The sequence below is a fragment of the Proteus sp. G4415 genome (assembly GCF_963896075.1).
Taxonomy (GTDB): Bacteria; Pseudomonadota; Gammaproteobacteria; order Enterobacterales; family Enterobacteriaceae; genus Proteus; species Proteus mirabilis.
Map to the genome: position 1 here is coordinate 1 of NZ_CAWQOK010000092.1, position 26254 is coordinate 26254.

Sequence of the window (26254 nt, forward strand, 5' to 3'; positions counted from 1 at the left end):
CCTTAATAAGTGTACTTTTATTAATGTAAGTAATCATGGTTTTTAAAATGGATTTAAAGGTATTTATTGTAAAATTTTTATTAAATTTTAATATGTTGTAAATTTTTTATCATCTCTCTTTTAGCAAAGATTAATCGCAATGGATAGCATCAAAATAATCTACTTTATACATTTTAAGTGTTAAGTATATTGATGTTATGTGTGTTTTCTCATCGATGAAAAAATAATAGCAATGCTAAAAACATTGCTATTAAGATTAAACTGAAAATGAATCACAGTGAGAATAAATTAAGAGACTAATCGTTCACTTAACAACATGGTAGGACGTTCAATCCGTTTTTGGGTTTGTCGATCAAAAAAATGTAGATTTTCTGGATAAATAGCAACACCTATTCTATTACCCACATTAACACCATGATCGTTTGCGGCTCGAATAACAATAGATTGTTGGTCACAAGTGGTGGCGTAAATTAAAACATCAGCCCCTAAAGCTTCAATAAAATCGACATTAGCATGAAACAGTGGATTTTGTTGATTTATGAGCAAATGTTCAGGACGTAATCCTAGTTGGATCTCACCATTAGGTAATGAGTGGGCAGAAATAGCAAGATGACCATCCGCAATTTCAATAATACCGCGATTGATATGAGTGGTTAAAATATTCATCGCCGGTGATCCCATAAATGTTGCCACAAATACAGAAGCTGGGCTTTCATAAATCTCTAAGGGGGAGCCAACTTGTTCTATATGACCTTGGTTTAGTACTACTAATTTATCCGCCAAGGTCATGGCTTCCACTTGATCATGAGTGACATAAACAGAAGTAGTGGCTAATTTTTGCTGAAGCTTTTTGATTTCAAGACGCATTTGTACGCGTAGTTTGGCATCAAGGTTAGAGAGCGGTTCATCAAATAAGAAGACTTTGGGATCACGGACAATCGCTCTGCCCATGGCAACGCGTTGGCGTTGTCCACCAGAAAGCTCTTTAGGTTTTCTATCCAGTAAATGGCTTATTTCTAGCATATGAGCAGCGCGATCGACTCGGGCTATGATTTCAGCTTTGGGGACTTTTCGATTACGCAAACCATACGCCATATTGTCATAGACAGACATATGTGGGTAGAGGGCATAATTTTGAAAAACCATCGCAATATCTCGCTCACTAGGCTCATGTTCATTTACGCGTCGATTATCAATCAGTAAATCGCCATCTGTGATGGTTTCTAATCCCGCTATCATGCGCAGTAGTGTTGATTTTCCACAACCACTAGGCCCTACTAAAACCACCATTTCGCCTTGCTCAATAGAGAGATTGAGCGTGGAAATTGCTTGATAACCATTAGGATAACGTTTTTCTAAATTAGTCAGTGTTACGGTAGTCATATTATTTCTCCGTATCAACAAAGCCTTTAACAAAGGCTCTTTGCATCAAAATGACGATAAAGACAGGTGGCAACATTGCAATTAAAGTGGTTGCCATAATTTTGTTCCACTCAATCACGCCATCAGATACGGCCACCATCTGTTTGATGCCCATGACAATGGTGTAGTACTGAGTATCTGTGGTGATAAGCATTGGCCAAAGATATTGATTCCAGCCATAGATAAAGGTGATAACAAAAAGTGCGGCAATATTGGTACGGGATAAAGGCAATAAAATAGTAAAGAAAAATTTTATTGGCCCTGCACCATCAATTTTGGCCGCTTCAATCAGCTCTGGGGTGATAGTAAGAAAAAATTGGCGAAACAAAAATGTAGCCGTTGCACTCGCAATCAGTGGAATGGTCAGTCCTGCATAGGAGTTCAACATATTAAGATTTGTCACTACCTCAAAGGTCGGCATGATCCGCACTTCGACGGGGAGCATCAAGGTAAAGAAGATTGTCCAAAAAGCCAGCATTCTGCCAGGAAAACGAAAGAACACCACGGCGTAAGCGGAGGCAATAGAGATAACCAATTTACCAATAGTGATCACTAACGCCATAACTAAAGAGTTCAATAGCATACCATTAATGGTAATTGCACTATTTTGAGTCGTTCCCGCTGATGAAAAGAGCGTTTTAAAAACCTCGATACCCTCCTGACCAAACCAAAGAGGCGAGCCTGTGGCAAATTCGGTATTTTGGTGGGTAGTCGCAACAACAGCGATCCATACCGGAAATGCTACAGAAAGAATGCCAACAATCAGAATAAGATGGCAAAAAGCGTGGAAGAGAGGTCTACGTTCAACCATTAGTAAGCCACCTTTTTCTCAACATAACGAAATTGAATAATGGTCAATATGGCAACAATCAACATTAAAATAACCGATTGTGCCGCTGATGAGCCTAAATCTAATCCAACAAATCCATCGTTATACACTTTATAAACTAATGTTGAGGTGCTATTACCGGGGCCACCTTGGGTCATGGCATGAATGATGGGAAAGGTGTCAAAAAAGGCGTAGGCAAAATTCACCACCAATAAGAAAAAAGTTGTCGGCGAAATTAATGGCAAACTAATGGTAATAAAACGTTTAATTGGACCACTGCCATCAATGGCTGCTGCTTCTAGCAACGATTTAGGCACAGATTGTAATGCGGCAAGAAAAAACAGGAAGTTATAGCTTATCTGTTTCCATGTGGCGGTTAAAATCACCATCCACATTGCATGAGATGTATTTAAGACCGGCTCCCAATTGATACCGATTTTGTTTAATACTCGGCTTAATACACCAATGGTAGGATCGAGCATAAACAACCAGAGAAAACCAGCGATAACAGGAGCAATAGCATAAGGAGCGATAAGTATTGTGCGGTAAAACAATTTACCCCGTAATATTTGCTCAGCAATACCCGCTAAAATAACCGCAGATAACATTGAAAGTAATACAACACTGGTACTAAAAATAAGCGTGGTGATTAAGCTGTCAAAATAATAATTATCATTAAATAAGCGCTGAAAATTTTCTAAACCAACAAATTCACGACTAAGGCCAAAAGCATCTTCTAACTGAAAAGATTGCAACAATGCTTGTCCAGCCGGCCAAATAAAGAAAATTAAAGTAATGGCTAATTGAGGGAAGATCAGCGCGATAGGTAACCATTTTTGTTTAAAGTAAACGGATTGGGAAGCCATACTGTATCCAGAGATCTGACAAAATAACAGGCGAACACTTATTGATGTTCGCCGAATACCAAATACCTTACTGAGTGCGTTCAAATCGGCGTAGTTGTTCATTTCCCCGTTTAACCGCATTATCCAAGGCGGCTTGTGCGCTCTGTTTGCCTGACCACACTTTTTCTAATTCTTCATCGACGATTTCTCGCGTTTGTAAAAAGTTACCAAAGCGCAAGCCTTTTGAGTTTGCTGTAGAGTCAGAGGTGGTCATTTGTAAAATAGCCGTATCAGCACCAGGATTTTGCTGATAGAACCCCTGTTGTTGTGTTAATGCATAAGCGGCTTTCGTCACAGGTAAATAACCGGTTGCTTGATGCCAATCTGCTTGTACTTCAGGACTAGAAAGATAGGTAAAGAATTTAGCGACACCGTTATATTCAGCATCAGGGCGACCTGCCATTACCCATAATGAGGCACCTCCGATAATGCTATTAGCAGGTTTATCAACTAAAGTATCGTCATAAGGCAATTGGCTAACACCAATATCAATGCCTTTCATATTCTCTTTAATACCCGCAAAGCCTGCAGATGACTCCATCACCATGGCGCATTCTTGAGTATAAAATAGCGGCATAGCATCAGATTGGCGGCCACCATATTTAAAAATACCGGATTTAGACCAATCCGCCATGCGTTGGATATGAGTAACAAACGGTGCCTGATTAAATAAAAATGAGGTATCAGTCCCATCAAAGCCGTTATTTTTGGTGGCGATAGGTAAGTTATTACGAGCGCCAAAATTCTCTATTTGGGTCCATGATTGCCAAGTGGTGGTAAAACCACATTTCACGCCAGCATCAAGTAGTTTCTGAGAGACAGCCCCCATCTCTTTCCATGTTTTAGGAGGTTGCTCTATGCCTGCTTGTTTAAATAGTGCTTTGTTGTAATAAAGCACAGGCGTTGAGCTATTAAAAGGTAGAGATATCATCTTACCATCGCTGGTGGTGTAATAAGCGGTAACTGTCGAGAGGTAGCTATTAGGATCAAATGGCTCGTTGGTTTTTTCCATTAATTGGTAAACAGGAAAAACGGCTTTTTTAGCTCCCATCATACTTGCTGTTCCCACCTCAAACACTTGAACAATCGCAGGTTGGTTTTTGGCTCGAAATGCAGCAACAGCGCTGGTCATCGTTTCTGGATAAGTCCCTTTATAGACAGGTTTTATCACATATTCTGATTGGCTGGCATTAAAGTCTGAGGCAATTTGATTGACTTTTTGACCTAAGGCGCCTCCCATAGCATGCCACCACTCTATTTCGGTTTTTGCGTAGGTTGGTGAAGTAAATAATGCTATTGCTATGGCAAGCGTACTGAAGGATTTAATCGACATGCAAAATTTCCTTTTTATTTAAATACGAAAGGCGCAATCTAATTTAAGAAATACCCTAAGCGTTCTTTATGACAAATGGGTGACAATTAAATGAAGATATGTTGATGGTGTGACTGTCAAATTGCTGTCATAAATGGTTGTCATGATGGCGATATCAACGAATAAGGAGAGAAAGATGAAAATAGCCGCTCATAGAGGATTTTCTGGAAAGGCACCTGAAAACACATTAGCCGCATTTAAAATGGCGATTGATTTTGGGTGTGAATGGATTGAAACCGATGTGCAGTTAACGGCAGATCATGTACCTGTACTGATCCATGACAAGACGGTTAATCGTTGCACGAATGGACAAGGTGCGGTGCGCTTTCATAGTTTGGATGATTTACACCGCCTTGATGCAGGCAGTTGGTTTAGTTCACTTTATCAAGGGGAAAAAATTCCCACACTAAGACAAGGTTTGCAGTTGATAAAGCGCTCAGGCACTAAGCTCAATATCGAACTTAAAACATGGCCTGATGATGATGTAGAGCGCTTATGTTTAGCGGTATCTGAAATGATAAAAAGCGCAGATATCCCTAACGAACAAATCCTGTTTTCCTCTTTCGATACTCACGCATTAATGGTGATGAAACGTTATCTGCCCGCCATTCGTCGAGGACAGCTATGGGATGATATTCCTGATAATGCACTAGAAACTTTACAAGCTATAGAGGGGTTTAGCGTGCATTGTAATTATCAATATTTAACGCAGCAACAAGCGGCTATGTTGAAACAAGCAGGCTATGAAATTTATTGCTATACCCCCAATGATCCTAAAGAAGTGAAAGATTTTGAAGCATGGGGAGTCGATATGTTGATCACTGATGTCCCAGATATTTATCAACAGAATTAATGTGCTTTTTATAAGGTATCTGAGTGAATGACACAGATGCCTTATAATGCTTATTTTTATCACTAATCTGTCAATATATGGCTAGTAGGATAGGCCTTATTATAATTATGAGGATTTAACCGTGCAAATAATCCCATAGTTAATATCACTAAGACAGCATGAAAAGCCCAAGCATAGGTAAAACTACCATCATCTTGTTGTAGCCATACTGCGATCAGCGGCCCAAAAGAGGCAATAATAAATCCGCCACCTTGCATCAAGGCTGATAGTGCTCCTGCGTGTAATGGATGAGGAACATGATCTAATGCGGCAATCATCATCATTGAGAAACAACCACCCAACCCACAGCCTAAAAAGATACTCCATAGATAAGGGGCGCTCATTGGCATTGTCATCAGCGCTAAAAATCCAATAAGTTGGCTTGTCAGTGTTAAAAGTAGCCAAAAACGGCGATCATGATTTTTGGCAGCAAGAAATGGAATAATTAATGCTGCTGATGCTTGAAAAAGTGACAAAATAGCAACTAATGAGCCACTTTGTGCACTTGGCATACCTAATGATTGATAGAAGGGAGCTAACCATGCCACCATCGAAGCGTAGCCGGCATTAACAAAGCCAAATCCAACAATTAATAAGGCTGTTCTTGGTCGCCAAATCAATGTATTAAGTGGCAGTTTATTGGTTTCGGAAATATTCTTTTTAATTGATAGCGTAATAGCAACTAATGCGACGCTTGCGGGTAACGCAAACCAAGCAAGAGCCTGTTGCCAATTGCCATCAGATGCTGTAAGAACAGGGGATAACTGAGCACCTAATGCACCTCCTCCCATTAGCATGGCTGAGTAGAGACCCATCATAATGGGAGTTTTCTGTCCAAACCACGCTTTGATGATGCCAGGGAAAACCGCTTGGATATAAGCGACACTTAAACCACAAAATAGAGCAGTAATAAGTAACTGATCACCATCAGAAACATAGGCACGAGAAAACGATGCTAATAATAAGATAAGCATCGCAACTTGTAGCCCTCTACGAGCTTGAATATAAGGTTGTAAAAAGGGCACAACCAAAGCACCGACTCCCATTAAAATCATGGGTAATAACGTGAGTAATGAGACTTGGCTATAGCTCATGCCTGTTGAAGCAATAATATTGTCAATAACAGGGCCAGGCCCGGTTAAAAAAGGGCGTAAATTTATTCCTACTAAAATGATAGTAAGGACAATCTGCCACATATTTTTTCGTGGTAAGGCTGTCATAGTAATTCCCTGATAAACATCAAATTTGTCTATTGTATAGACAAAGTTTGTCTAAAAAAATGCTAATAGTAAAGATAAAGTGTCATTGTTTTCAGTTAAGGTTAGCATTATTGACAGAATATAGAACTCTAATCTGAAGATGATATTTTCCCGAATTTAATCTATCAGTTATTTCCTAAGTAAATTTATCTAAATGATATTTGGTTTCTTTTATATTAATATTAGCAGGAAGGTGTAAACTGGTTTATTATTTTATATCGAAAAATATAAATAACTAAGGTAAGTTAATGTTGAGTATGGAAAAGATTAAGCAACCCTATTGGCCAGCATTAAAATTGATATTAAGTTCACTTATTGTTTTTAGTTTCTATTTGAAACAAAGCCATATCCCTGACTTTTCATTACTGATTAATATATTTGATTTAACATTAATTCCTATGTTTGTTTTTATTATCGGGTTTATTACTAAGAATGGAACATGGAAAAGTTGGCGTGATAATTTATTGGCTGCCTTAGTGATTTATGCGACTTTCCAAACTATTGATATGATCCCTCTTTATTATTCAGGGCAATTTGACCTTAATACTTACCTTCTTTTTCCTCAAAACGGTGTTTGGTTTTTTCTTGCTACACCTATTTGGCAAGCTTTTTTCCTATTGTTACCTTCATACATCAGACATCATAAACCAATATTATTCTCTCTTCTGCTTGTCAGTATTTTGCTATCGTTGTTAACTAAGGGCTATGAAACTAAACTATCTACTTTCTTGGCTATAATACAATATTTTCCATTTTTTATTATCGCTTATTTAGTAGACCAACAAACAATTGCTAAATTAAGAAGTCAATTTTTGGTGGTTATTGCTGTAACAAGTTTATTATCAATATTTATACTTTATTATCAATCTAATATCAATTATATTATTATAACAAAATTAGAAGGGAGTCTATTTTTTGCAAAATTAATTATATATATTATCTCTTTATTGATAAGTTTTATTTTAAGCGCAGGGATTATTTACCTTGCACCAACCACTCAAAAATACGCTTCTCTTGCCAATAATGCGTTAGGTGTTTATTTAATTCATCCAATCATTTGCTTTATCCTTTTACAAGGCATAATCTTTTTTCAGTTATCTCTTACATTACCGATGGTTTTTGCACTCACCGTTATCACCATTAGCCTAGCACTATTATTGGCATCAATTAAGCTTATTCATTGGTTTATTAGCCCAACTTTTAATATCCAATAGCTTAGTCAACATGAGTGGAGAAAAATGTCATTAATTTTTCTCCACTAAGAATAAAATCCAATGTTTACTATTATTTTATCAATCATCAATTGGTGATATCAGAAGCAGAGAGCTATCTTGTATTTTATAATGACAGGTAACGATACAGTAGATTAAATATTGAACAATATGTTCATATAGGAGAGTAGTTTAAGAAATTCCTAACAGGAGTAGATTATTACAATTGCAATCATTCTATATTCATCACGTTGTGTTAAGTCTAATTATGATAGTCAATATTGCATTAACAAACGAGAAAGACACACTTCCTACTCATAAAATAGATAAAAATCATTAAATCCTTTTATATTATATCTATCACTTATATATTCAATACAACATTGAATGCGCTAAATTGCCTTTTTAAGTTTGTCTTCATTCAAGTTATTTCATTTTGTTACTTTATAATAGCTTTTATTTCTAGTTAGTTCAGTTAATAACACTCATTATACGTACTTGTGATTACATAAGAATAATTTATAAAAGTGGTTGATGGCTAAGTCTTTAATTTCTATAATTTGAATGGCATATTTAACATGCGGATGTGTTATTTCAAATTGCCCATTAAATAAGTTAATTATTTAGTAGGCTGCAAATTATTTTGGAGGCCATTTTTTATTAACCCGGATTAATTTGCCAAAATAGTATTAGTGTATTTTAACCTTATGGGCCTTGGGTGACGGCTAAGGGCGGTAGCGTATCAAATCGTTAGAAATACTTTACTTTCTAAGTTTCATTAAATGCTGAATATCACCGCCGTATTGTTTAGGAAAAAAGTCACAGCGCCAATTGCCTTTGTTTAAAAATAAAAGGATCATCGAATGAAAATTTACCGCCCATTATGGAATGAGGGCGCATTGCTCTCCCCACAACAGTTTCAACAACAAGCACAGTGGGAAGCATTTACAAACCAAGGTGTTTCAGGTTTATCTTCTCCTTTTACTTGGGGCGTGGAAAAAATTGAACTGGATGAGTCACTTTTATCTTCAGGCCGTTTGCAAGTTCATCAATTACGGGCATGGTTGCCAGATGGAACACTTGTAGATACACAAGTTAGTGATATCAGTCCTGAGCCACGAGAATTAAATTCAGCAGCGTTATCGCAAACAGACAACCTTGTGTTGGTGCTGGCGTTGCCACTTATTCAACAAGGAATTGTCAATGTGCAAAAAAAAGGGGCTTTTTCAGAACGCGCATTACGGTATCAGGAAGAGTGGGTGAATGTGCCGGATGTGTTTGGTCAGGATGATGAATCTATGGCGGTTGCCCGTTTTAATATTACAATCCGTTTTCAACATGAAAATAATGACGCGTGGCAAACGTGCCCCATTGCACGTCTAACGCGTGATGGGCAAGGTGGGTGGACAATAGATAGAAAGTTTATACCCCCGATGACACAATTTTCAGCTAGCAGAGATTTACAAGAACGATTGGCTTTATTGAATCGACAAATACGCTCTCGATGCCTACGATTGATGGCCATGCGTCGCGAAAGCAATGAACGTTTAGCTGATTTTGCCGTCGCTGATGTTTCCTTATTTTGGTTGTTAAACGCTTTAAACTCCCATGCGAATGTTCTCATGGGTTATGAACGTTATCCACAACGCCACCCTGAAATCATTTGGGCCGAATTGACTCGTCTAGCGGGAAGCTTGTTAACCTTTTCGCTAGAGCATGACCTTGCTACTATTCCTACCTATGTCCATGATGACTTGGAAAATACTTTTCCACCTTTATTTGACTTGCTCAGCACCTTACTAGAAACCAGTTTACCGTCTCGTGTCATTGCGCTTGAAATGACGCACCCTGATCCGCAAACCTGGCGAGTTTCATTGCATGATCTCAGACTCAGAGAAGAAGCCGATTTTTACCTGTCTGTTCGTTCAGATAAAACCGCGTGGGAAATTGCTGAAAAATTCCCGACACTGTGCAAAATTGGTGCGCCCGACACCGTTAACACACTTTACAGTAAGGCATTAAATGGTATTCCACTTACTCCTGTTGAGCGGGTACCAGCGGCGCTTCCTGTACGGATGGAAAACCAGTATTTTGCGCTGAATATGGATGCACCTGAAATGCGTGAAATGTTAGAAGAGGGCGTTTGTATGCTGTATGTCCCCTCTCTATTTGGTTATTTAGAGTTAGAACTATTTGCGGTATTACGCTCATGAGCAAATATATTGATATCGACAAACTGATGGCAAAAACTTGGTTAATAGTGACCCAGCTAAAATACGGTCAGTACGATCATGATTCAGAGTCCCTTTACGATGCTTGTTGCCAACAAATTGACGCAGTGAAAAAGGCATTAGCGCAAACAAAACTCGCTCCCGAGAATATTGAACACATTATCTATGCGCAATGTGCATTGTTGGATAAAACCGTAATGGCACTCTTGGCGCAGGGGAATGAAGAGGACGATGCATTCTATGCTTGGCGAGTTGCGCCCTTGCAAGCGCGCTATTTTTCCTCATTAGATGCAGGGGAGGCATTATGGGATCGTATCCAGTCAGTGTTAGCGCAGGCTGATCCGAATGATGCGGTATTAACCTGCTTTCACTGCGTCTTGATGCTCGGTTTTAACGCTAATGAGGTAACCACTGAAGCGTTGAGTCCCGAGCGACAATTATTGATGGATAAACTCTCCACATTGATTTCGCCACCGATGTCTGTTTTACCCTTAGTGATCCAGCATCCGCACAAATCCAGCTTGCAATTAATACGCTCCTTTGGTTTTTGGAGTGCATTATTGCTTGTTGGTATTGTCGTCATCACTTGGGGTGGTCAAATATGGCTTAACCGACTGTTGTCAGCGGTGTAACAGCTTTATTCATCCTTTCACTTCTTGCTTATTTCTGAGGGAATAGAATATGCCTCATTCAGTTATCAATGCATTAACACAAACTGCTAAGAACGCGGTTTCTCATGCTCGTTTTCATTTAACGGTTCAAGATTGTCCTGATTTTTTGGATGTACTCAGTTTTGAGTCTGAAGAGGCGCTCAGTCAACCTTGGCGATATGAAGTGACAGTAACATGCACCAATGGGCATATCAATCCTGAACAGATATTATTGAGGTCGGGGGCATTTACTTATCAAGTCCCATTATTGTCTGGTTTCCCTAATAAATCGATACGAACGGTGTATGGGGTTGTTTGTGAGTTCAAACACCTAAAAACGTCTGCCGATGAAACACGGTATAGCTTGATATTAGTGCCTCGTATTACCTTACTTCAATACACCAAACGCAGTGAAGTATATTTAAACCAATCAGTTACTGAGGTGGTTGAAAAGGTATTGCGTCGTCATGGATTGGAAGGCGCGGACTTTGAGTTTCAGCTTTCCCGTGAATACCCAGTTAGAGAACTGATTACTCAGTGGCGAGAAACGGATTTAGCCTTTATTCAACGGCTTCTTGCCGAAGTTGGCATTTATTGGCGCATGGAAATGGACACAAAATTAGAAATGGATAAAGTCATTTTCCATGATGCACAGGAAAACTATCAATTTGGGATCTCACTGCCTTATCGCCATGAGTCAGGAATGAGCGATAGTGGGCAAGACAGTGTCTGGGGATTGCAAATTTCGCATCAGGTGGTCAGTGAAGGTGTTGTAACCCGTGATTATAATTACCGTCAGGCATTAACGCCACAGGACAGTGCTGAGGTGATTTCAGGTTTTGAAGAAGTCACTACGGGGGAAGTATACCACTACGCGGAACCTTTCTTGAATGTCGGTGATATTGATACCCCAGAAAGCGGGGCATTTTATGCCCATTTACGGCATGAACGCATTCTTAATGCCCAATCATGGGTATCGGGGTATTCAACCAGTCCAATACTAGCACCTGGACAAGTTTTAGAAATGACAGGTGTCTTTCCACATTTGGTTAAAGACGGCGTTTTAATTACTCATGTGCACCATCGTGGTGCCAGAGATACCAGTCTACAAGTCCAGTTTTCAGGACAACGCTATCGTGAAGCTTTTTGTTTTAGACCGCCTTTACTTCCTCGACCTATTATTGCTGGGACGTTACCCGCACGAGTAGAAAGCAGTGAAAAAGGCGATACCTATGCATGGCTTGATGAGTTTGGTCGTTATCGTGTGAAATTAGACTTTGATAGAGAGCAGTCTGAAGCAGGTTTTGCTTATTTATGGCTACGTTTAGCTAAGCCTTATGCAGGTGATACTTATGGATGGCATATGCCTTTATTAGAGGGTACCGAAGTGTCGGTGCAATTTGATGGAGGTGATCCAGACCGACCCTATATCGCTTATGCTCAACATGATTCCGAACACCCCGACCTTGTGACGCGAGATAACCATACGCGCAATGTGTTGCGAACACCGGCCAATAATAAACTACGCATGGAAGATAAGCGTCAAGAAGAACATATTAAACTGGCGACCGAGTATGGTAAAACCCAACTAAATCTAGGCCACTTAGTCAATGCTCAGCGAGAACAGCGAGGGGCAGGATTTGAATTGCGTACGGATGAACATGGAGCTATCCGTGCAGGAAAAGGGATGTTTATCAGCGCTGATGAGCAGCCAAAAGCGCAAGGTAATATGTTGGATATGGAAAAAGCAGTAAAACAGATCCAACACGCTAACCAGCAGATGCAAACGCTGTCTCAAACAGCGGAAAAAGCCAATGCATTAACTGCTGATATTCAATCACAAATTGAATTCTTAGATTCTCGTTTACAACAATTACAGTCGGCGGTACTGCTTGCTAGTGCGCCACAAGGAATTGCATTGACTTCGGGTGAACATCTTCAATTAAGTAGCCAAGGTAATACCATGGTAAATGCAGGGCAACATCTTGATATCGGCGCTATGCAAAACTTATCAGTTGCCGTTGAAAAAGAATTAGGGCTATTTGCACATAAAGAAGAAGTGAAAATCATTGCGAACCAAGGTGCGGTCGAAATCAGTGCCCAACACAATACGATGGATTTATTTGCCCAGCAGCAAATCACGATTACTAGCAGTGAAGATGAAATTGTGATATCGACACCGAAAACACTGACCCTAAATGGTGGCGGTTCTTACCTGAAATTAAGTGAGCAAGGTATTGAGCATGGCTCGTCGGGAGATTACATCATGAAAACAGCAAATTACGTTGTACCAGGCTCAGGCGCTGATATGGCATGTGAAACAAAAGAGTTTGATGTAACCGAGATTGAACTTCAAAAACAGGTTATTAGTCGTGCATTGCATGATTAAGGGAGAACATTAATGAAAGTTTTGACATTATTAATCTGTTTATTTTTTTCTTCTCTTTTGTTGGCTTTAGGTAAAGGAAACGCAACACCTGAAACTACGGTATTAAATTTTTATGCTGAGTATCTTTTGGAAAATAATGATGATATCCAAGCAGAGTTGAAAAAAAATGAAAAAGCGATGTTAATGTATGTATCTCCCAATTTAATCAATGAGCTCAAAAAGGAGTATTTGAACGCGGATTATTTTGTTGATGCTCAATCTTTTTGTCCGGATTGGGTAAGCAATATCAAAGTTAATAACGTTAAGGTTAATAATAAAAAAGCGACTTTAAGACTTGAGTTAGGGGCTCTTCCAAACATTTCCAAATACTCCATAGCGTTAAAATACTACAATGAGGAATGGAAGATAATTTCAGTAAAACCCGATAACAATAATAGCCCTTATTGCAATGAATTGAGGAGCATCAAATGATCAATATGGATATTACAATAAAAAAAATAAATCAAAATGCTATTGAAATTCAAAAAAGCTTTGCTTTCGGTAAAGGCGAATGTGCTAAGTATGTCAAGCTTGCACTTATCCATGGAGGGGCTTCAATAGAAAACTCAGCAATACGCTCAGCTAAAGACTACGGCCCTTGGTTAATTGAAAATGGATTTACGCCTGTTTCTGGTGCTCAAGCACAAAAAGAGGGGATAAATTACTCTATTTTAGGTCAACAAAAAGGCGATGTTGTTATTATTGAACGGCTTAAAACTCCAAAAAATGCTAGAAGCATTCATGGACACATGGCCATGTTTGATGGAAATTATTGGGTTTCTGATTATATACAACAAAGAGGTTTTTACCCGAACCAGGAGTATCGAGATGAAGGTACTCCCTTTGTCTTATACCGCTATGCAGGTAATCAATCTGCAAAAAAAGAAGAACAACGAAACAGTGCTCAACTGATAAAAATAGTCTATCCCATCCCTAAAAATGCCCGAGGTCAAGAATTCTCAAACTTAGATGACATTATGGCGCATCTCAATGGTGAATCTACGGGAAGTTATTTATTGGGGCGCAATGGAATGTGGCATAGCGGTATCCATATTACCAATGCGACGACCCCTTGGTGTGCCTTAAGTTCTAAAAAGTTTGAAGAGCGCAGTGTGTTTGCGGGAGCCTATGCAGGAGAACAATCAATACGTTGTATGGCTGATGGCGAAATTATTGCTTATCGAATCAATAAAACGTATCAAACGATCCCATGGAAAAGCTTCATTCTTCAATTATCCGCTTCATTTGTACTGGTTCGTCATACACTTCAGTTAGGGGATACGGAACGTAGTCGATTGCAATTCTATACATTGTATATGCATTTAGCGCCTTATAGTGCGTATCAAAAAGAAGAAACAACGCCCGTTTGGAAACTACAAAATACCCTGAATGCCTATCCGACTATCTGGCGAGAGCAACCAAAAACCCCGCGTTCAACGACATTAGCAAAAGGTACATTGGTCGAATGGTCGCCTGAAAAAAGTGAAACTAAACTAACTATCACGAAAAACAATCAATTACGAGAGTATGGACTCGTTACCGTTAAATCGAATAAAGGCAATAACCAGCAAGTTTGGATTTTAGTGGATAACAACAACCTTATTCGTCATGATGAAAATGACATTACACCATCGTGGTGGAAGGGATTCCGTCCAGCCCCCGCGCAGGATGTGATGGAGTTTGATAAAGTCGTCAGTTTGAACACACCGATAGCGATTAAAGCGGGGGACAGTCTCGGCCATATGGGATTTTATCAAGCCCCCAAAGAGCAAGGCGTTGAGTCACGCTATCAAGTGCATATTGAATGTTTCAGTCATGATGACAATCTTCCGCAGTTTTTAAAAAATCCTGACGCTGTGGGTATTAATGACCCGTACTATTTAAAATGCTTACCGGGATTAATGTTATGGGAAAAAAATGAGGTCGGTGAATTTGTTAAAACAGAACGGAAGACAACATGGGAAAGTCTGCATAAATTAAGCGAATTAAAATTAGAAACAGACAAGCAACAGCAAAAATACTATTTTTTACCTGAACATTTAGGGTATTTTCCCAAACAGATTGATATTAGTGATACGGATAAAGATAAAATCGGTTCACTAACAAAGCGTGTTGAAGAAATTCAAGCCGATGAAACAAAACAAGCGGAATACCAAAATATTACCCAGCATGCACTTTTTCTGTCGCGTTATGATTTAGAAAAAATAGGCTTTAGGGCCTTAACCAGTGAAACGACCACGTTTGATTATTTAAATGGGTACATTCAACCCAAAGCCACTTATATCAGTGCCATATTTGATATTATTTTGGCGGAAGCTAACGTGTCACCGCGTCCTGAAAAAGGAATTATTGCTCATAATTATCAACGTTTAATCAATAAGATTAAAGGCAGTGCAACGGAACACTACAATCCTGAAGAATACCGTCGCGCTTTTCATAACCCGATGTTCTCCCACCTCGTGAATAAAGCCATCGTTAAGCACCCCAGTGATTGGTATTACCAGAGTCACGATAATGTTTGGCAATCTTTTTTAAAGATACTGAGTGAAGAAGCGCCCTTATGGCGTTCTTACAGCGAAGAATTTCTGGATAATATGGTTTGGATGCAAGATGTGACTAATGAAAAATTAGGTCCTGAAGTGTGGCATATGCATCCGCTGGTGTTTCTGGATTCATTTAAGGATAAAAGTAGAATTAAAATAATTTATAAACATTATAATTACAAATTAGATGATGCGCTTGATAAACAAATGGCTTTAACCGGTGGAAATAAACCTAAATATGGTAATACAACTTTAGCATCTCGGGAGTTAGTGCGTAAGTACATGGATCCTGAAATTCATATGGATGGTGCTGATATTTATCAATTTGTTGACCTTTCAAAACCAACGGGTATTTCTGAGAGCGAAGCAAATGCTATGTTACAAGGAAAAGGTGTCCTTGAGGGGAAAGGAAGTATATTTATCGAAGCGGGTAAAAAATACAATGTTAGTGAAGTTTATTTAATTGCTCATTCATTAGTTGAAACGGATAATGGAAAATCTTCATTTGCAAATGGTAGTAAAAGTTACAACGGTGTAACTGTTTATAATATGTATGGAATTAGTGTTTTCGATGATGCAACTCAGAAAGGAACTAAATATGCTTATGATAAAGGATGGACTTCTGTAGATAAAGCTATTGACGGTGGTGCAAAATGGATTTCAGTGAACTTTATTAATAAAGGTGGTCGAGCACAAAATACGCTTTATAAGATGAGGTGGAATCCTGATGCTCCTGCAACAATGCAATATGCTACAGCAGTAAATTGGTCATTGATCCAAGTATCTAAGATGAAAAAAGTGTTTGATTTATTTCCTGATGCTAATTGGACATTTGAGATCCCTGTATATTTAAAATAAGAAGGCTTTCACGATGAAAAGAATTTATTTTTTTGTTTTTTTGTTTTTTTGTTTTAAATCAATGGCTGACTGTGGTCATATAATTAGTAATTCGAATTATTCACAGTACATTAAAGAATTCAAATCTTTAAAAAAAACAAATTTTCATGTCAGCCCTATTGTTAACGCTAAACTAAATAGTTTATTTATTATTAAAGGAGATCTTTTTACATCATACTTAACAAATGATGAGTTTGTTTATGGAAACTATAAGGGGAGTGATGGTATCATTTTTTCTGGTTGGATTAAAAAAGAAGACTTAATCATCGAAGATGATAATATAAAAAATAAATCTATAGATTTCAATGATTTTGTTTTTTATACATCATTTAAAAAAATAAAATTAGGTACTGGTTATCAAGATTTTTATAAAAACTGGGGTAAGTGTGAAATAAATATACAACAGGATCAGTATGTTGGTATCTCTGGAAACTTCCAAGAGGTCGAAAATGGTTATTATAAATATTTTGAACATTATTGGGATGGTCTTTATATTAAAACATCAAATATTAATCGTGAAGAACTAAAAAATGATTTTGACTGGTATCGTATTACCAAAATTAATATAACAAATGATAACTATATGACGAATCGGGGTGTTTACGTTGGTATGAAAGAAAATGAAATCATTAATGCCTATGGTGACTGCCATAAAAAAAATAATAATTTATGTAGTTATAGTTACAAAAATAATAAATTAACATTCAATGTATCAAATGGAGTGATTACTAGCATTGATATGGAAGAGCTGCCATTATGATTTAGGGTATTTATGGGAATCAATGTGATTATAGTTGTTTGTTTATTAGTCATTCTTCTTCTGCCAAGTTTTGCTGACATTCAAGTTTACAAAAAAGAGGCTAATGAATAAATTGCCATTGTGGCGTCATAGAACAGCACTTAGGTAATACAACGATAACCTACAATTATTTTGACAAGTCTCTCATTTTTACAATAAAAGAAGATAAGGTTATAGATATCACTTATTTAACTTTACCATGGAGTCAAATTAAATTCTAATTCGTATAAATTAACATGAGAAAATACCTCTTAGTTTTAACTTTTATATTTTCTTCTTTTTATGCTTATAGTAATGAAGATAAAGCAATATCTATAGTTTCTCGATACATAAAAAAGAATTGCCTGAAATGGAAAACTGTTTTTCATATCAAGTATATAAAGAAGATATAAAATTTTATTATATTAAAGTTAGAGAAAGTCATAATCCTGAAAGATGTGAAGGTGATACTAATGTATCGATAGCTTTATTTAATTTTAAATTATCAAAAACAAATAACCAATTATATAAGGAAGATGGGCTAGGAATAAATGGCTATCAACCAATTAACGATAAAAGCCAATATATCCACGGTACATATTCATATGAATATACAGGTGAAAAATTAAATGATGGTAGGGCAGTACTTATCTGCTGGGTATTCAATTTTATTGATAATAGAACTGTGAATTTATCCATAACATCTTGGTATGATCTTTTTAGGTGTGATGGAAATTATGACGTTCAGCAAAATAAAAATGAAATTATTTTGATTTACAATAAAAATAATGAGTATGACAAATATCTACCACAATTTACCATTAAAAGAGCTAATGGACAGTATTTTGTAAAAAAGTCCATTATTCTACAATGATATTTGGCATCCTTTGGAAAAATTATCTTAGAATTAATGTAATAAAAAATAGTTTTATTCGTAATAACATTGATATTAATAATGCTAAGTAAAGGTAATATTTTAAATAATATGAAACATATATAGTGAATATACACTGAGTGATTAAATATTTCTGTCAGAAATTAAAGGACTAAAACTATGCAACAAATTATTCGTAAAGGGGATAAAACCACCCATGGGGGAACTGTGCTAACAGGCTCTGACACCATGAAATTCGGCGGTGTTGGTGTAGCACGCAAAGGCGATCAGGTTTCTTGCCCAAAAGTAGGGCATGGCCCAACCACTATTATTGAAGGCAATCCTAACTACCTCGATAATGGGATCCCTGTGGCTTTTCAGGGGCATAAATGCGGTTGTGGCTGCACCTTAATCAGTTCTTTTTCTCCCGCCAAGGTAGGTTGATATGCCGGTTTGGCTCAATACCATTCCGCCTCCTGCCGCGAAAGTGCCTCGTCCCAATACACGCCGCTGGTTAGTGGCGTTATTAATTATCTTATTAATGGGGTTTGCTCTGACCTTATGGTGTTGGGCAAAAGACAGAACCGGATTTATTTTTTGGTTTACCGCTGTGGGGTTACCTATTTGTGGGTGGGGCTTAGCCTTTGGTATACGGCGAATGGCGTATAAAATGCAGCAAGTTTCTGCAAACACTTGGAATAGAGAACGCAACGCACTGATTTCATCTGAAATCAAACGAGGTCAGCGATTCGCCTATTTACTGGATACTTATATTGAGACTCCAGCAGGTCAAGGTGTGAGTCGCAATCTCGATGCTATCAATAAATCGGTTCCCTTGGTGGCTTTGCAACCATCTCGTTTTGGAACTCAGCCTTTACGTTATGTGCCTTTAGCCATATTTGATCAACCTGATCCGACATTAATGCTCACAGATTGCATCAATAGCATAGTAGTTAAAATTAAACCGATATTACAAAAAATTCCTGATGATATTCCTTGTTATTGTGTGTTGGAAATCGATACCGCTTTACAACTACTAGCAGAACCAATCCTGTTAGATACCTTAAAAAAAGAGAGTTCACTAGCTTTTCGTCTCATATCGGGACAGGGACTCGAGGCAATTGATGCATGGTTAGATTCTCGTTGGGATGTCCCTTCATTGTTTTTGGGTGTGTCTATCGGCTATCAATCAAAGCCCATGGAGAATGATGGTGAGGCGATTGGCTGTGTTCTCTTATGTAATCGACCCATCCGCGATATTTCTTGTACAACTTGCTTTCATCGCCCAGAAAAAAGTCACCCTGATAGTCTGTCGTACGGTTTATCACAAGCCTTGCTTTGGGGAAATGTTAACCCTGATACGATAACGGGGGCTTGGATTGCAGGGCCGGCGGTTGTTGACGGGGGGGAATGGAGTCAAGCCTGCGAATACAATCCGTTACAATTTAGCATGACCAAGGCTAATAAAATGATTGATCCGATTTTAGGCAATACAGGAAAAACAGCTCCTTGGATAGTGACGGCCTTAGCCGAAGCAAGTATGAGTCAAGAGAATACACCCGATGCGCAGCTTATCGCGGTTCAACCTCAACGAGAAAATGATGACATTTGGATAACAGTGATTTCACGCCACACAGAAAGTAAGGAAAGCGTAACGCATGTCTAAGGTGAAAGTAAAAACAGTGATGGGTGCTACCGCCGTCGTGTTGATTTTTTTGGTGATTATGGTGGCTTTTTTGTTTTATGCTTTCCCTGAATCAATGGCATCTTCCCTCGGATTAGGCCCTTATCAAGGCGATCGTATTTTAACCGTAAGCTGTTTAGTGGCTATTTTTGTTTTGTTGTTGGGATGGGTAACCGAAAAGCTATTTGATATTTCTGGAAAATCTGGGCTATACGTTCAATGGAGTAAAAATAAGCAACAGCGATTATCACAAAATGCTTCTGTGCTTGAATTTGGTGATGATCAAAGTAAGACGGTTATTGATGCCAAAGTGGTGCAAGAACATCTTAGATTACGCTATGGTCGTTTTTGGAGACGTAAGGTTAAATTACTGTTGGTACAAGGGCAAGATGCGGAGATTGAACGGGGGATCCCGGGATTAAAACAGGAAGGTTGGCAAGAAAATGATGGCGTTCTGTTATTTTATGGTGGTGCGCCGGAGCAAAATTTACAGCAAGAATATCTTGCCTCCATTCAGTCAGTGAGCCCAGCACGCCCACTAGATGGCTGCGTTCTTGTATTTGACCTACAATCACTTCCCACTCAGATTGAGCGCGATAACGTTCTGCGCCACTATCAGCGTCTATATTCATTTTTGGGCTGGCGTGTTCCCGTTTGGCTATGGTTAATTGAAAAGCAGTTGTGGAAAGATGAAAGTCATTCAATATCGCCAATTGGCGCTATTTTTCAGACAGGTACGACACTAGAACGCGCCATTGCGGATTTAACCAATTTAACAACGCCTTTGCGTGAAGTAGGTATGTCTACATTATTGCAATCCCCTCAGCAAGGTTGGTTATTACGTGTCAGCGAACTTTTACAAAAGCAACTTCAATCTCAATTGGGTGCGTTGCTCCAGCAACTAATGAAAGGGTATGCGGCATTACAGGTCCAAGGAGTGATCCTCAGCACAGAACAAGTCTTTTCTCACCGTCAATCCAATACGTTAGGGGGTTCTCCTGCTTGGCAAAACTTTTTCCATAGCCCATCAGCTCTGAAAGCGAAGAAATTAGGCTGGAATACAAGGCAAGCCATACAGGTTACAGTTCTCTCCTTCTTGTTGTTTTGGTGTGTAGGGTCTATTACATCGTTGACAGTAAATCAAACTCATATTCGTCATGCGCAGGAAACCGCTAGAATTGCGGCGGATAAACAAATTTCTCTCGGGGAGCGATTGAAAAATCAGTATGCTCTGCAAGAATATATGGCTCGCCTTCAATACCGTCAAACACATGGTGCACCGTGGTATACACGTTTTGGGTTAAATCAAGATAGTCAAACCTTAACAAAGCTCTGGCCGTTATACATACAAAACCATCAGACGTTAATGAAAGAGGCGACGATAGATGAGTTAAAAACACGATTATCGGCATATGTCGCATTGCCTCCTGCGAGCAGTGCACGGGAACAAAATACGCAACAAGCGTATAACGCATTAAAACTCTATTTGATGTTGGCTTCAACCGACCATGTTGATAAAGCTTGGCTCACACAAAATCTGTTGACGATTTGGCCGGAACGTGCAGATATTCCAAAAAGTGAATGGCAGCATTTAGCCCCACTATTGTTTCAGTTCTGGGCAGACAACCTACCTAAGCATGCCGAGTTGGCTCTCAAACCCGATATGACCATGGTGAACACCACCCGTAAAATTTTGTTAAAACAAATTGGTCAACAAAATGCGGAAGCGGGCCTGTATCAAGACGTTTTAAAACAAGTTGCCAGCAATTGGCCAGATTTAACCCTGATGGAGCTGGTCGGTGATACCGATGCACAACTGTTATTTAGCACCGATGAAATCATCCCTGGCGTATTTACCCGCCAAGCCTGGGAAGAGCAAGTCAAAGCCACTATTGATGAGGTGGTGAATAAACGTCGTAATGAAATTGACTGGGTATTAACCGATAAAACGCAAACCGTTGACAACGAAGTTTCTCCAGAAGCCTTAAAAGCACGGTTAACAGAACGCTATTTTGTGGATTTTGGTAACAGTTGGCTCAATATGATCAACAGTATTCAATGGCACCAAGCGACCTCTTTATCGGAAGTCATTGCGCAGTTGGATGTATTAGCAGATGTACGCCAATCTCCATTAGTCGCATTAATGAACACCTTAGCATGGCAAGGCCAAACAGGACAAAAAACGGATGCTATTGCGGATAACCTCGTGGATTCTGCCGTAAAATTATTAGATAAGAAAAAGCAAGTTAAGCAGTTTATCGAACAAAATCAAACGATAAAAGGCCCCTTGGATAATGTGTTTGGTCCGATACTGGAAATGATGGAGGGTAAGGATGGGACGGGAAAAAATGGTAATCTCAGCTTCCAGTCATGGCTAGCTCGAGTGACCCAAGTCCGTCTTAAATTACAGCAAGTGAGCAATGCATCCGATCCGCAAGCAATGGCGAAGATGTTAGCACAAACGGTATTTCAAGGTAAAACTATAGACTTAACTGATACGTTGGATTACAGCAATTTAGTGGCCGCCAGTTTGGGGCAAGAATGGAACAGTTTTGGGCAATCTTTGTTTGTGCAACCGCTAGAGCAAGCATGGCGACAAATCTTGTCTCCTGCGGCGGATAACCTCAACACCCGTTGGCAAACGACCATTGTGGCGCAGTGGAACAAAGCCTTTGCGGGGCGTTATCCGTTCAAAGCAACAGGTAGTGATGCCTCATTGCCGTTACTCGCCCAATTCTTACGTAGCGATTCGGGTCGTATTGATCAGTTTATCAAAACCAATTTAGGGGGTATTGTCCATAAAGAAGGCAACCGCTGGGTTGTTGACCCGTCTATGAGTCAAGGTTTAACCATCAATCCTCAATTCCTCAAAGCCATTAATCAATTGGCAGATATTTCAGACATTGTCTTTGCACAGGGCGATGCCAATATTCACTTTGAGCTAATGGCAAGGCCTGCTAAAGGGGTCGCTCAAGTTCAATTAATTTTGGATGGACAGAAGTTGGATTATTTCAACCAGATGGAAAGTTGGCAAAGCTTCATTTGGCCTGGAGAAAGTTATTATCCGGGGGTGACGCTCAATTGGCAAAGTGTCCGTTCGGGAATGCAAATTTACGCGAACTATCAAGGCAATTGGGGATTTATGCGTTTATTAGAACAAGCTGAAGTCACACAACTAGACAGTAGCCGTTATCAACTAGAATGGCGTACAAAAGAAGGTGAAATATTACGCTTTATTTTACGTAGCGAACTCGATAATGGGCCTCTTGCCTTACTTAAATTACAGCAATTTCGTTTACCAGAAAAAATATTTTTAGATACCTCTAAGGGAGCCAATGGACTCATGGATACATTTTAATATTCATGGCTAATAGACCTGATAATCGTTTTTGTTACTTTAATTTATTATATGTTTTAGGAAATTCTTAAATGGATGATTTAACGCTACGTTATTATGAAGCCGAGTTACGTTACCTAAAAGAAGCGGGTAAAGAATTTGCCAATGCGCACCCTGATAGAGCTGCCATGCTTAACTTAGATAAACCAGGTGCGAATGACCCGTATGTCGAACGTTTATTTGAAGGTTTCGCCTTTTTAATGGGGCGGTTACGGGAAAAACTGGATGATGATCTCCCTGAGCTGACAGAAGGGTTGGTAAGTTTACTGTGGCCACATTATTTGCGGACTATTCCGTCATTATCTATTGTTGAGTTTGCGCCACAATGGCAACATTTACGACAAGCAGAAATGCTGCCAAAAGGGTTTGGCGTCGTTTCTAGACCGATTAGTGCACAAAGGACACGTTGCCAGTATCGTACTACTCAAGACCTATTATTACGTCCACTTTCAATTTCCAATGCGCAATTACAGACGGAGCCTAATGGACGCTCTACCATTCGCCTACGTTTTTCCTGTCCTGAAAAAGTGGATTGGTCGAAAACCTACCTTGATAGCCTACCGATTTTTCTTAGTGCCGATGCGCCTATCAGTTCTGCATTACATCTTGCGATGACGCGCCAAGTACATGGGATATACCTTCGTCACGCCGAAACAGGCGAAGAGCGTATTCCCTTTGATGGTTGGTTTAAACCAATGGGCTTTTCTGATGACGATAATTTATGGCCAAAAGGAGATACTGCCTTTAGTGGTTATCAGTTGTTGCTTGAGTACTTTAGTTTTCGCCACAAATTTATGTTTTTGGCATTACAAGGGTTAGATAACGCTAAGTTTACGGAAACAACAACTTGGTTTGAAATAGATATTGTGCTCAGCGAAACCTGGCCGGCAGACTTACCTTTCGAAACAGAAAATTTCCGGTTGCATTGCGCCCCTGTCATCAATCTTTTTCCGTTAGAAGGTGATCCGTTAACAGTTAATCCACTGGAGAGTGAATACCTGCTTCGCCCCTTACGCTTACAAGATGGCCACACCGAAATCTACAGTGTAGATAGTATTCATGGCTCGATTAAAAATGGTAAACCGACTTATGTGCCGTTTAGTAGCTTTCGTCATCGAGGAGGAATGATGCGCCACGATGCCCCCGAACGCTATTTTCATACGCGGATTAAACGAGGACCTTCCGGTCTCTACGATACCTGGCTTATTTTAGGAGGCAAAGAATTTGAACTGGCTCAGCTATCCGAGAAACCTGAGCTATTATCCATTCGCTTAACCGGTACTAACGGGCAACTGCCCCGCAAAGCGCTTGAAAGCACCGTGTTAGACAGTGTGTTAAAGGCGGGTAAAGTACCCGTCACTGTTCGTAATCTTACCGCACCGACTATCCCGTTATATCCCCCTGCAAACGATCGTTTTCACTGGCGGGTGATGAGCCATCTAGGCTCTAATTTTTTAAGCATGATGGATAACCCAGAAGTGCTTCGTGGTACCTTGGCTTTGTACGATTGGACCGATGATGAAATGAATCGTCGCCGATTGGAAGCCATTGTAGGGGTGAAACACACACTCATACGCCGTTTTGAACAAGGCTATATGATGCGTGGGGTCGATATTGAAATTACATTAAACGGCAATAACTTTGCCGGTGAGGGGGATATCCATTTATTTGGTGAGCTGCTTCAGCGCTTCTTTTCGTTGTATGCCGATATTCACCTGTTTAATCAATTAACCCTTATAGTGCAACCCACAGGAAAACGTTTGAGATGGAAAGAGAATCACAGTCAACACGTACCCGGCTGATAAAGCATATAGAGCCGACGATTTGGCGTGCAAATTTCTACCGTTTTTGCCAGTTACTAGAAAAAGCATCACCTCAATCGCCACCGTTAGGCACCACCGATGATATTAAAGATGATCCGTTACGCTTTCGTCCTTGGCCGGGCATGGGCTTTCCTGCGGGTGAACTACGCACGGTAGAGCAACACTCGACTAAACCTGAGCTTCCCTTAACGGTTCGTACCAATTTTTTGGGGCTGTACGGCATCGATTCGCCATTACCGACGAGTTATCTGGATGATATTGCACAAGGTGTTGATGGAACGGAAGTCTTAACGGAGTTTCTGGATATTTTTAATCACCGTATTATCACCCAATATTACCGTATTTGGCGTAAATACGCTTATCCCGCAACTTTTGAAGCCGGGGGTACAGATGCCACGTCTCAATGCTTATTGGGATTGATTGGCTTGGGTATACCCGGCTGTGCGGAGCGCATCGCCACGCCGATATCACGCTTTTTAGCACTACTTAGCACAATGCGATTACCCACGCGTAATAGTGAAGGCGTTAAAGCGTTAATTTCTTTATTAGCGCCCAATACTCAGGCTGTGATTAATGAATACGATATCGTTAAAGTCCCCGTGGATGAACGTACCAGCTTAGCTCGTCATCAGCGTGTTTCATTGGCAACCCGTCCTACGCTAGGTAAAACCGCTAAAGATACCACCAGTCGAATTCTTATTTCCCTCACGACTTATCATCCCCAAGAAGCGCAAGGTTGGTTACCCGGAGGGCATCTCTATACTGATTTTCTGGTGCTATTGCGCGTGTATTTAGGCTACCGCAGTGATGCATGCTTAAAGCTGACTGTTCCGATAAGCATATTGCCAGAGCCACGTTTGCAGAAAACATCACGTATTCAATTAGGGCGAACAGGTCTATTAGGATTAAAAGATGGAAAATTGAGTGATAACCGCCAATTTCTGACGGTCAATTTGGGGCGTTATCACGGTATTAAGCATGCAGAGCGACCTGAAGCTGAACAAGGGGGATACCGTTTTGCATAAGGACGAACAAATAAGGGATAAAACCCATAAAAGG

The 26254-nt window shown here is 39.5% G+C and carries 19 protein-coding genes; 14 read left to right on the forward strand and 5 right to left on the reverse strand.

Annotated features, from left to right (window positions below; all coding sequences use genetic code 11):
* Nucleotides 1-288: 288 nt before the first annotated feature.
* The 4 genes from ugpC to ugpB form a co-directional block, all read right to left on the reverse strand.
* A complete protein-coding gene (gene ugpC / locus AACU95_RS10785; protein ID WP_004248885.1) occupies nt 289-1383 on the reverse strand; it encodes a sn-glycerol-3-phosphate ABC transporter ATP-binding protein UgpC in 1095 nt (364 codons plus the stop codon).
* Nucleotide 1384: 1 nt separating this feature from the next.
* Nucleotides 1385-2233, reverse strand: coding sequence for a sn-glycerol-3-phosphate ABC transporter permease UgpE (gene ugpE, locus AACU95_RS10790; RefSeq protein WP_012368825.1), 849 nt, complete (start codon nt 2231-2233; stop codon nt 1385-1387).
* Nucleotides 2233-3117 (reverse strand): sn-glycerol-3-phosphate ABC transporter permease UgpA, encoded by an 885-nt coding sequence (ugpA, locus tag AACU95_RS10795; RefSeq protein WP_017628212.1) that lies wholly within the window; start codon nt 3115-3117, stop codon nt 2233-2235. Before ugpA ends, ugpE begins: the two co-directional genes overlap by 1 nt.
* Before the next feature lie 67 nt (nt 3118-3184).
* Nucleotides 3185-4489, reverse strand: coding sequence for a sn-glycerol-3-phosphate ABC transporter substrate-binding protein UgpB (gene ugpB, locus AACU95_RS10800; RefSeq protein ID WP_012368826.1), 1305 nt, complete (start codon nt 4487-4489; stop codon nt 3185-3187).
* Between the two features lie 175 nt (nt 4490-4664).
* Here ugpB and AACU95_RS10805 point away from each other — a divergent pair, with 175 nt between their 5' ends.
* Nucleotides 4665-5381 (forward strand): glycerophosphoryl diester phosphodiesterase, encoded by a 717-nt coding sequence (locus tag AACU95_RS10805; RefSeq protein ID WP_004248889.1) that lies wholly within the window; start codon nt 4665-4667, stop codon nt 5379-5381.
* Between the two features lie 62 nt (nt 5382-5443).
* Here the strand turns inward: AACU95_RS10805 and AACU95_RS10810 are convergent, their stop codons facing one another.
* Nucleotides 5444-6640 (reverse strand): cyanate transporter, encoded by a 1197-nt coding sequence (locus AACU95_RS10810; RefSeq protein WP_004248890.1) that lies wholly within the window; start codon nt 6638-6640, stop codon nt 5444-5446.
* Between the two features lie 296 nt (nt 6641-6936).
* On the opposite strand from AACU95_RS10810, the gene AACU95_RS10815 reads away from it, so the two are divergent.
* The 13 genes from AACU95_RS10815 to tssG all read left to right on the forward strand — a co-directional run bounded on the left by AACU95_RS10815 (nt 6937) and on the right by tssG (nt 26220).
* Nucleotides 6937-7893 (forward strand): acetyltransferase, encoded by a 957-nt coding sequence (locus AACU95_RS10815; RefSeq protein WP_237612001.1) that lies wholly within the window; start codon nt 6937-6939, stop codon nt 7891-7893.
* Between the two features lie 860 nt (nt 7894-8753).
* Nucleotides 8754-10103, forward strand: a complete 1350-nt coding sequence (gene tssK / locus AACU95_RS10820) for a type VI secretion system baseplate subunit TssK (RefSeq protein WP_074561679.1) — start codon at nt 8754-8756, stop codon at nt 10101-10103.
* Nucleotides 10100-10753 carry a type VI secretion system protein TssL, short form gene (gene tssL, locus AACU95_RS10825; protein ID WP_141191988.1) on the forward strand — a complete coding sequence of 218 codons (654 nt, stop codon included), beginning with the start codon at nt 10100-10102 and terminating at the stop codon, nt 10751-10753. The genes tssK and tssL overlap by 4 nt, the downstream gene beginning before the upstream one ends.
* A gap of 49 nt (nt 10754-10802) precedes the next feature.
* Entirely contained in the window at nt 10803-13160 is a 2358-nt protein-coding gene (locus AACU95_RS10830; RefSeq protein WP_074561681.1) for a type VI secretion system Vgr family protein, read from the forward strand.
* A gap of 12 nt (nt 13161-13172) precedes the next feature.
* Nucleotides 13173-13631 carry a DUF3828 domain-containing protein gene (locus AACU95_RS10835; protein ID WP_074561682.1) on the forward strand — a complete coding sequence of 153 codons (459 nt, stop codon included), beginning with the start codon at nt 13173-13175 and terminating at the stop codon, nt 13629-13631.
* Nucleotides 13628-16600, forward strand: coding sequence for an N-acetylglucosaminidase (locus tag AACU95_RS10840; protein ID WP_074561683.1), 2973 nt, complete (start codon nt 13628-13630; stop codon nt 16598-16600). Before AACU95_RS10835 ends, AACU95_RS10840 begins: the two co-directional genes overlap by 4 nt.
* 13 nt (nt 16601-16613) lie before the next feature.
* Nucleotides 16614-17399 (forward strand): hypothetical protein, encoded by a 786-nt coding sequence (locus AACU95_RS10845; protein WP_074561684.1) that lies wholly within the window; start codon nt 16614-16616, stop codon nt 17397-17399.
* A gap of 388 nt (nt 17400-17787) precedes the next feature.
* Nucleotides 17788-18291, forward strand: a complete 504-nt coding sequence (locus AACU95_RS10850; RefSeq protein ID WP_161737058.1) for a hypothetical protein — start codon at nt 17788-17790, stop codon at nt 18289-18291.
* A 180-nt stretch (nt 18292-18471) separates the two neighbouring features.
* Entirely contained in the window at nt 18472-18735 is a 264-nt protein-coding gene (locus AACU95_RS10855; protein WP_124724935.1) for a PAAR domain-containing protein, read from the forward strand.
* Nucleotide 18736: 1 nt separating this feature from the next.
* Nucleotides 18737-19957 (forward strand): hypothetical protein, encoded by a 1221-nt coding sequence (locus tag AACU95_RS10860; protein ID WP_074561687.1) that lies wholly within the window; start codon nt 18737-18739, stop codon nt 19955-19957.
* A complete protein-coding gene (locus AACU95_RS10865; RefSeq protein ID WP_074561688.1) occupies nt 19950-23333 on the forward strand; it encodes an ImcF-related family protein in 3384 nt (1127 codons plus the stop codon). The genes AACU95_RS10860 and AACU95_RS10865 overlap by 8 nt, the downstream gene beginning before the upstream one ends.
* A gap of 71 nt (nt 23334-23404) precedes the next feature.
* Nucleotides 23405-25174: a type VI secretion system baseplate subunit TssF gene (gene tssF, locus AACU95_RS10870; protein WP_074561689.1), complete on the forward strand. Its 1770-nt coding sequence runs from the start codon at nt 23405-23407 to the stop codon at nt 25172-25174.
* The gene (gene tssG, locus AACU95_RS10875; RefSeq protein WP_074561690.1) at nt 25138-26220 is read left to right on the forward strand and encodes a type VI secretion system baseplate subunit TssG; all 1083 of its coding nucleotides are present in this window, start codon (nt 25138-25140) and stop codon (nt 26218-26220) included. Before tssF ends, tssG begins: the two co-directional genes overlap by 37 nt.
* Nucleotides 26221-26254: the final 34 nt, after the last annotated feature.

Coding starts and splice junctions, on each gene's coding strand:
- AACU95_RS10860 (WP_074561687.1), top strand. CDS start 18,737: ATGCCGGTTTGGCTCAATACCATTCCGCCTCCTGCCGCGAAAGTGCCT.
- ugpE (WP_012368825.1), bottom strand. CDS start 2,233: ATGGTTGAACGTAGACCTCTCTTCCACGCTTTTTGCCATCTTATTCTG.
- AACU95_RS10835 (WP_074561682.1), top strand. CDS start 13,173: ATGAAAGTTTTGACATTATTAATCTGTTTATTTTTTTCTTCTCTTTTG.
- AACU95_RS10810 (WP_004248890.1), bottom strand. CDS start 6,640: ATGACAGCCTTACCACGAAAAAATATGTGGCAGATTGTCCTTACTATC.
- ugpA (WP_017628212.1), bottom strand. CDS start 3,117: ATGGCTTCCCAATCCGTTTACTTTAAACAAAAATGGTTACCTATCGCG.
- AACU95_RS10815 (WP_237612001.1), top strand. CDS start 6,937: ATGGAAAAGATTAAGCAACCCTATTGGCCAGCATTAAAATTGATATTA.
- tssF (WP_074561689.1), top strand. CDS start 23,405: ATGGATGATTTAACGCTACGTTATTATGAAGCCGAGTTACGTTACCTA.
- AACU95_RS10855 (WP_124724935.1), top strand. CDS start 18,472: ATGCAACAAATTATTCGTAAAGGGGATAAAACCACCCATGGGGGAACT.
- AACU95_RS10850 (WP_161737058.1), top strand. CDS start 17,788: ATGGAAAACTGTTTTTCATATCAAGTATATAAAGAAGATATAAAATTT.
- AACU95_RS10865 (WP_074561688.1), top strand. CDS start 19,950: ATGTCTAAGGTGAAAGTAAAAACAGTGATGGGTGCTACCGCCGTCGTG.
- tssL (WP_141191988.1), top strand. CDS start 10,100: ATGAGCAAATATATTGATATCGACAAACTGATGGCAAAAACTTGGTTA.
- ugpC (WP_004248885.1), bottom strand. CDS start 1,383: ATGACTACCGTAACACTGACTAATTTAGAAAAACGTTATCCTAATGGT.
- AACU95_RS10845 (WP_074561684.1), top strand. CDS start 16,614: ATGAAAAGAATTTATTTTTTTGTTTTTTTGTTTTTTTGTTTTAAATCA.
- tssG (WP_074561690.1), top strand. CDS start 25,138: ATGGAAAGAGAATCACAGTCAACACGTACCCGGCTGATAAAGCATATA.
- AACU95_RS10840 (WP_074561683.1), top strand. CDS start 13,628: ATGATCAATATGGATATTACAATAAAAAAAATAAATCAAAATGCTATT.
- AACU95_RS10805 (WP_004248889.1), top strand. CDS start 4,665: ATGAAAATAGCCGCTCATAGAGGATTTTCTGGAAAGGCACCTGAAAAC.
- AACU95_RS10830 (WP_074561681.1), top strand. CDS start 10,803: ATGCCTCATTCAGTTATCAATGCATTAACACAAACTGCTAAGAACGCG.
- tssK (WP_074561679.1), top strand. CDS start 8,754: ATGAAAATTTACCGCCCATTATGGAATGAGGGCGCATTGCTCTCCCCA.
- ugpB (WP_012368826.1), bottom strand. CDS start 4,489: ATGTCGATTAAATCCTTCAGTACGCTTGCCATAGCAATAGCATTATTT.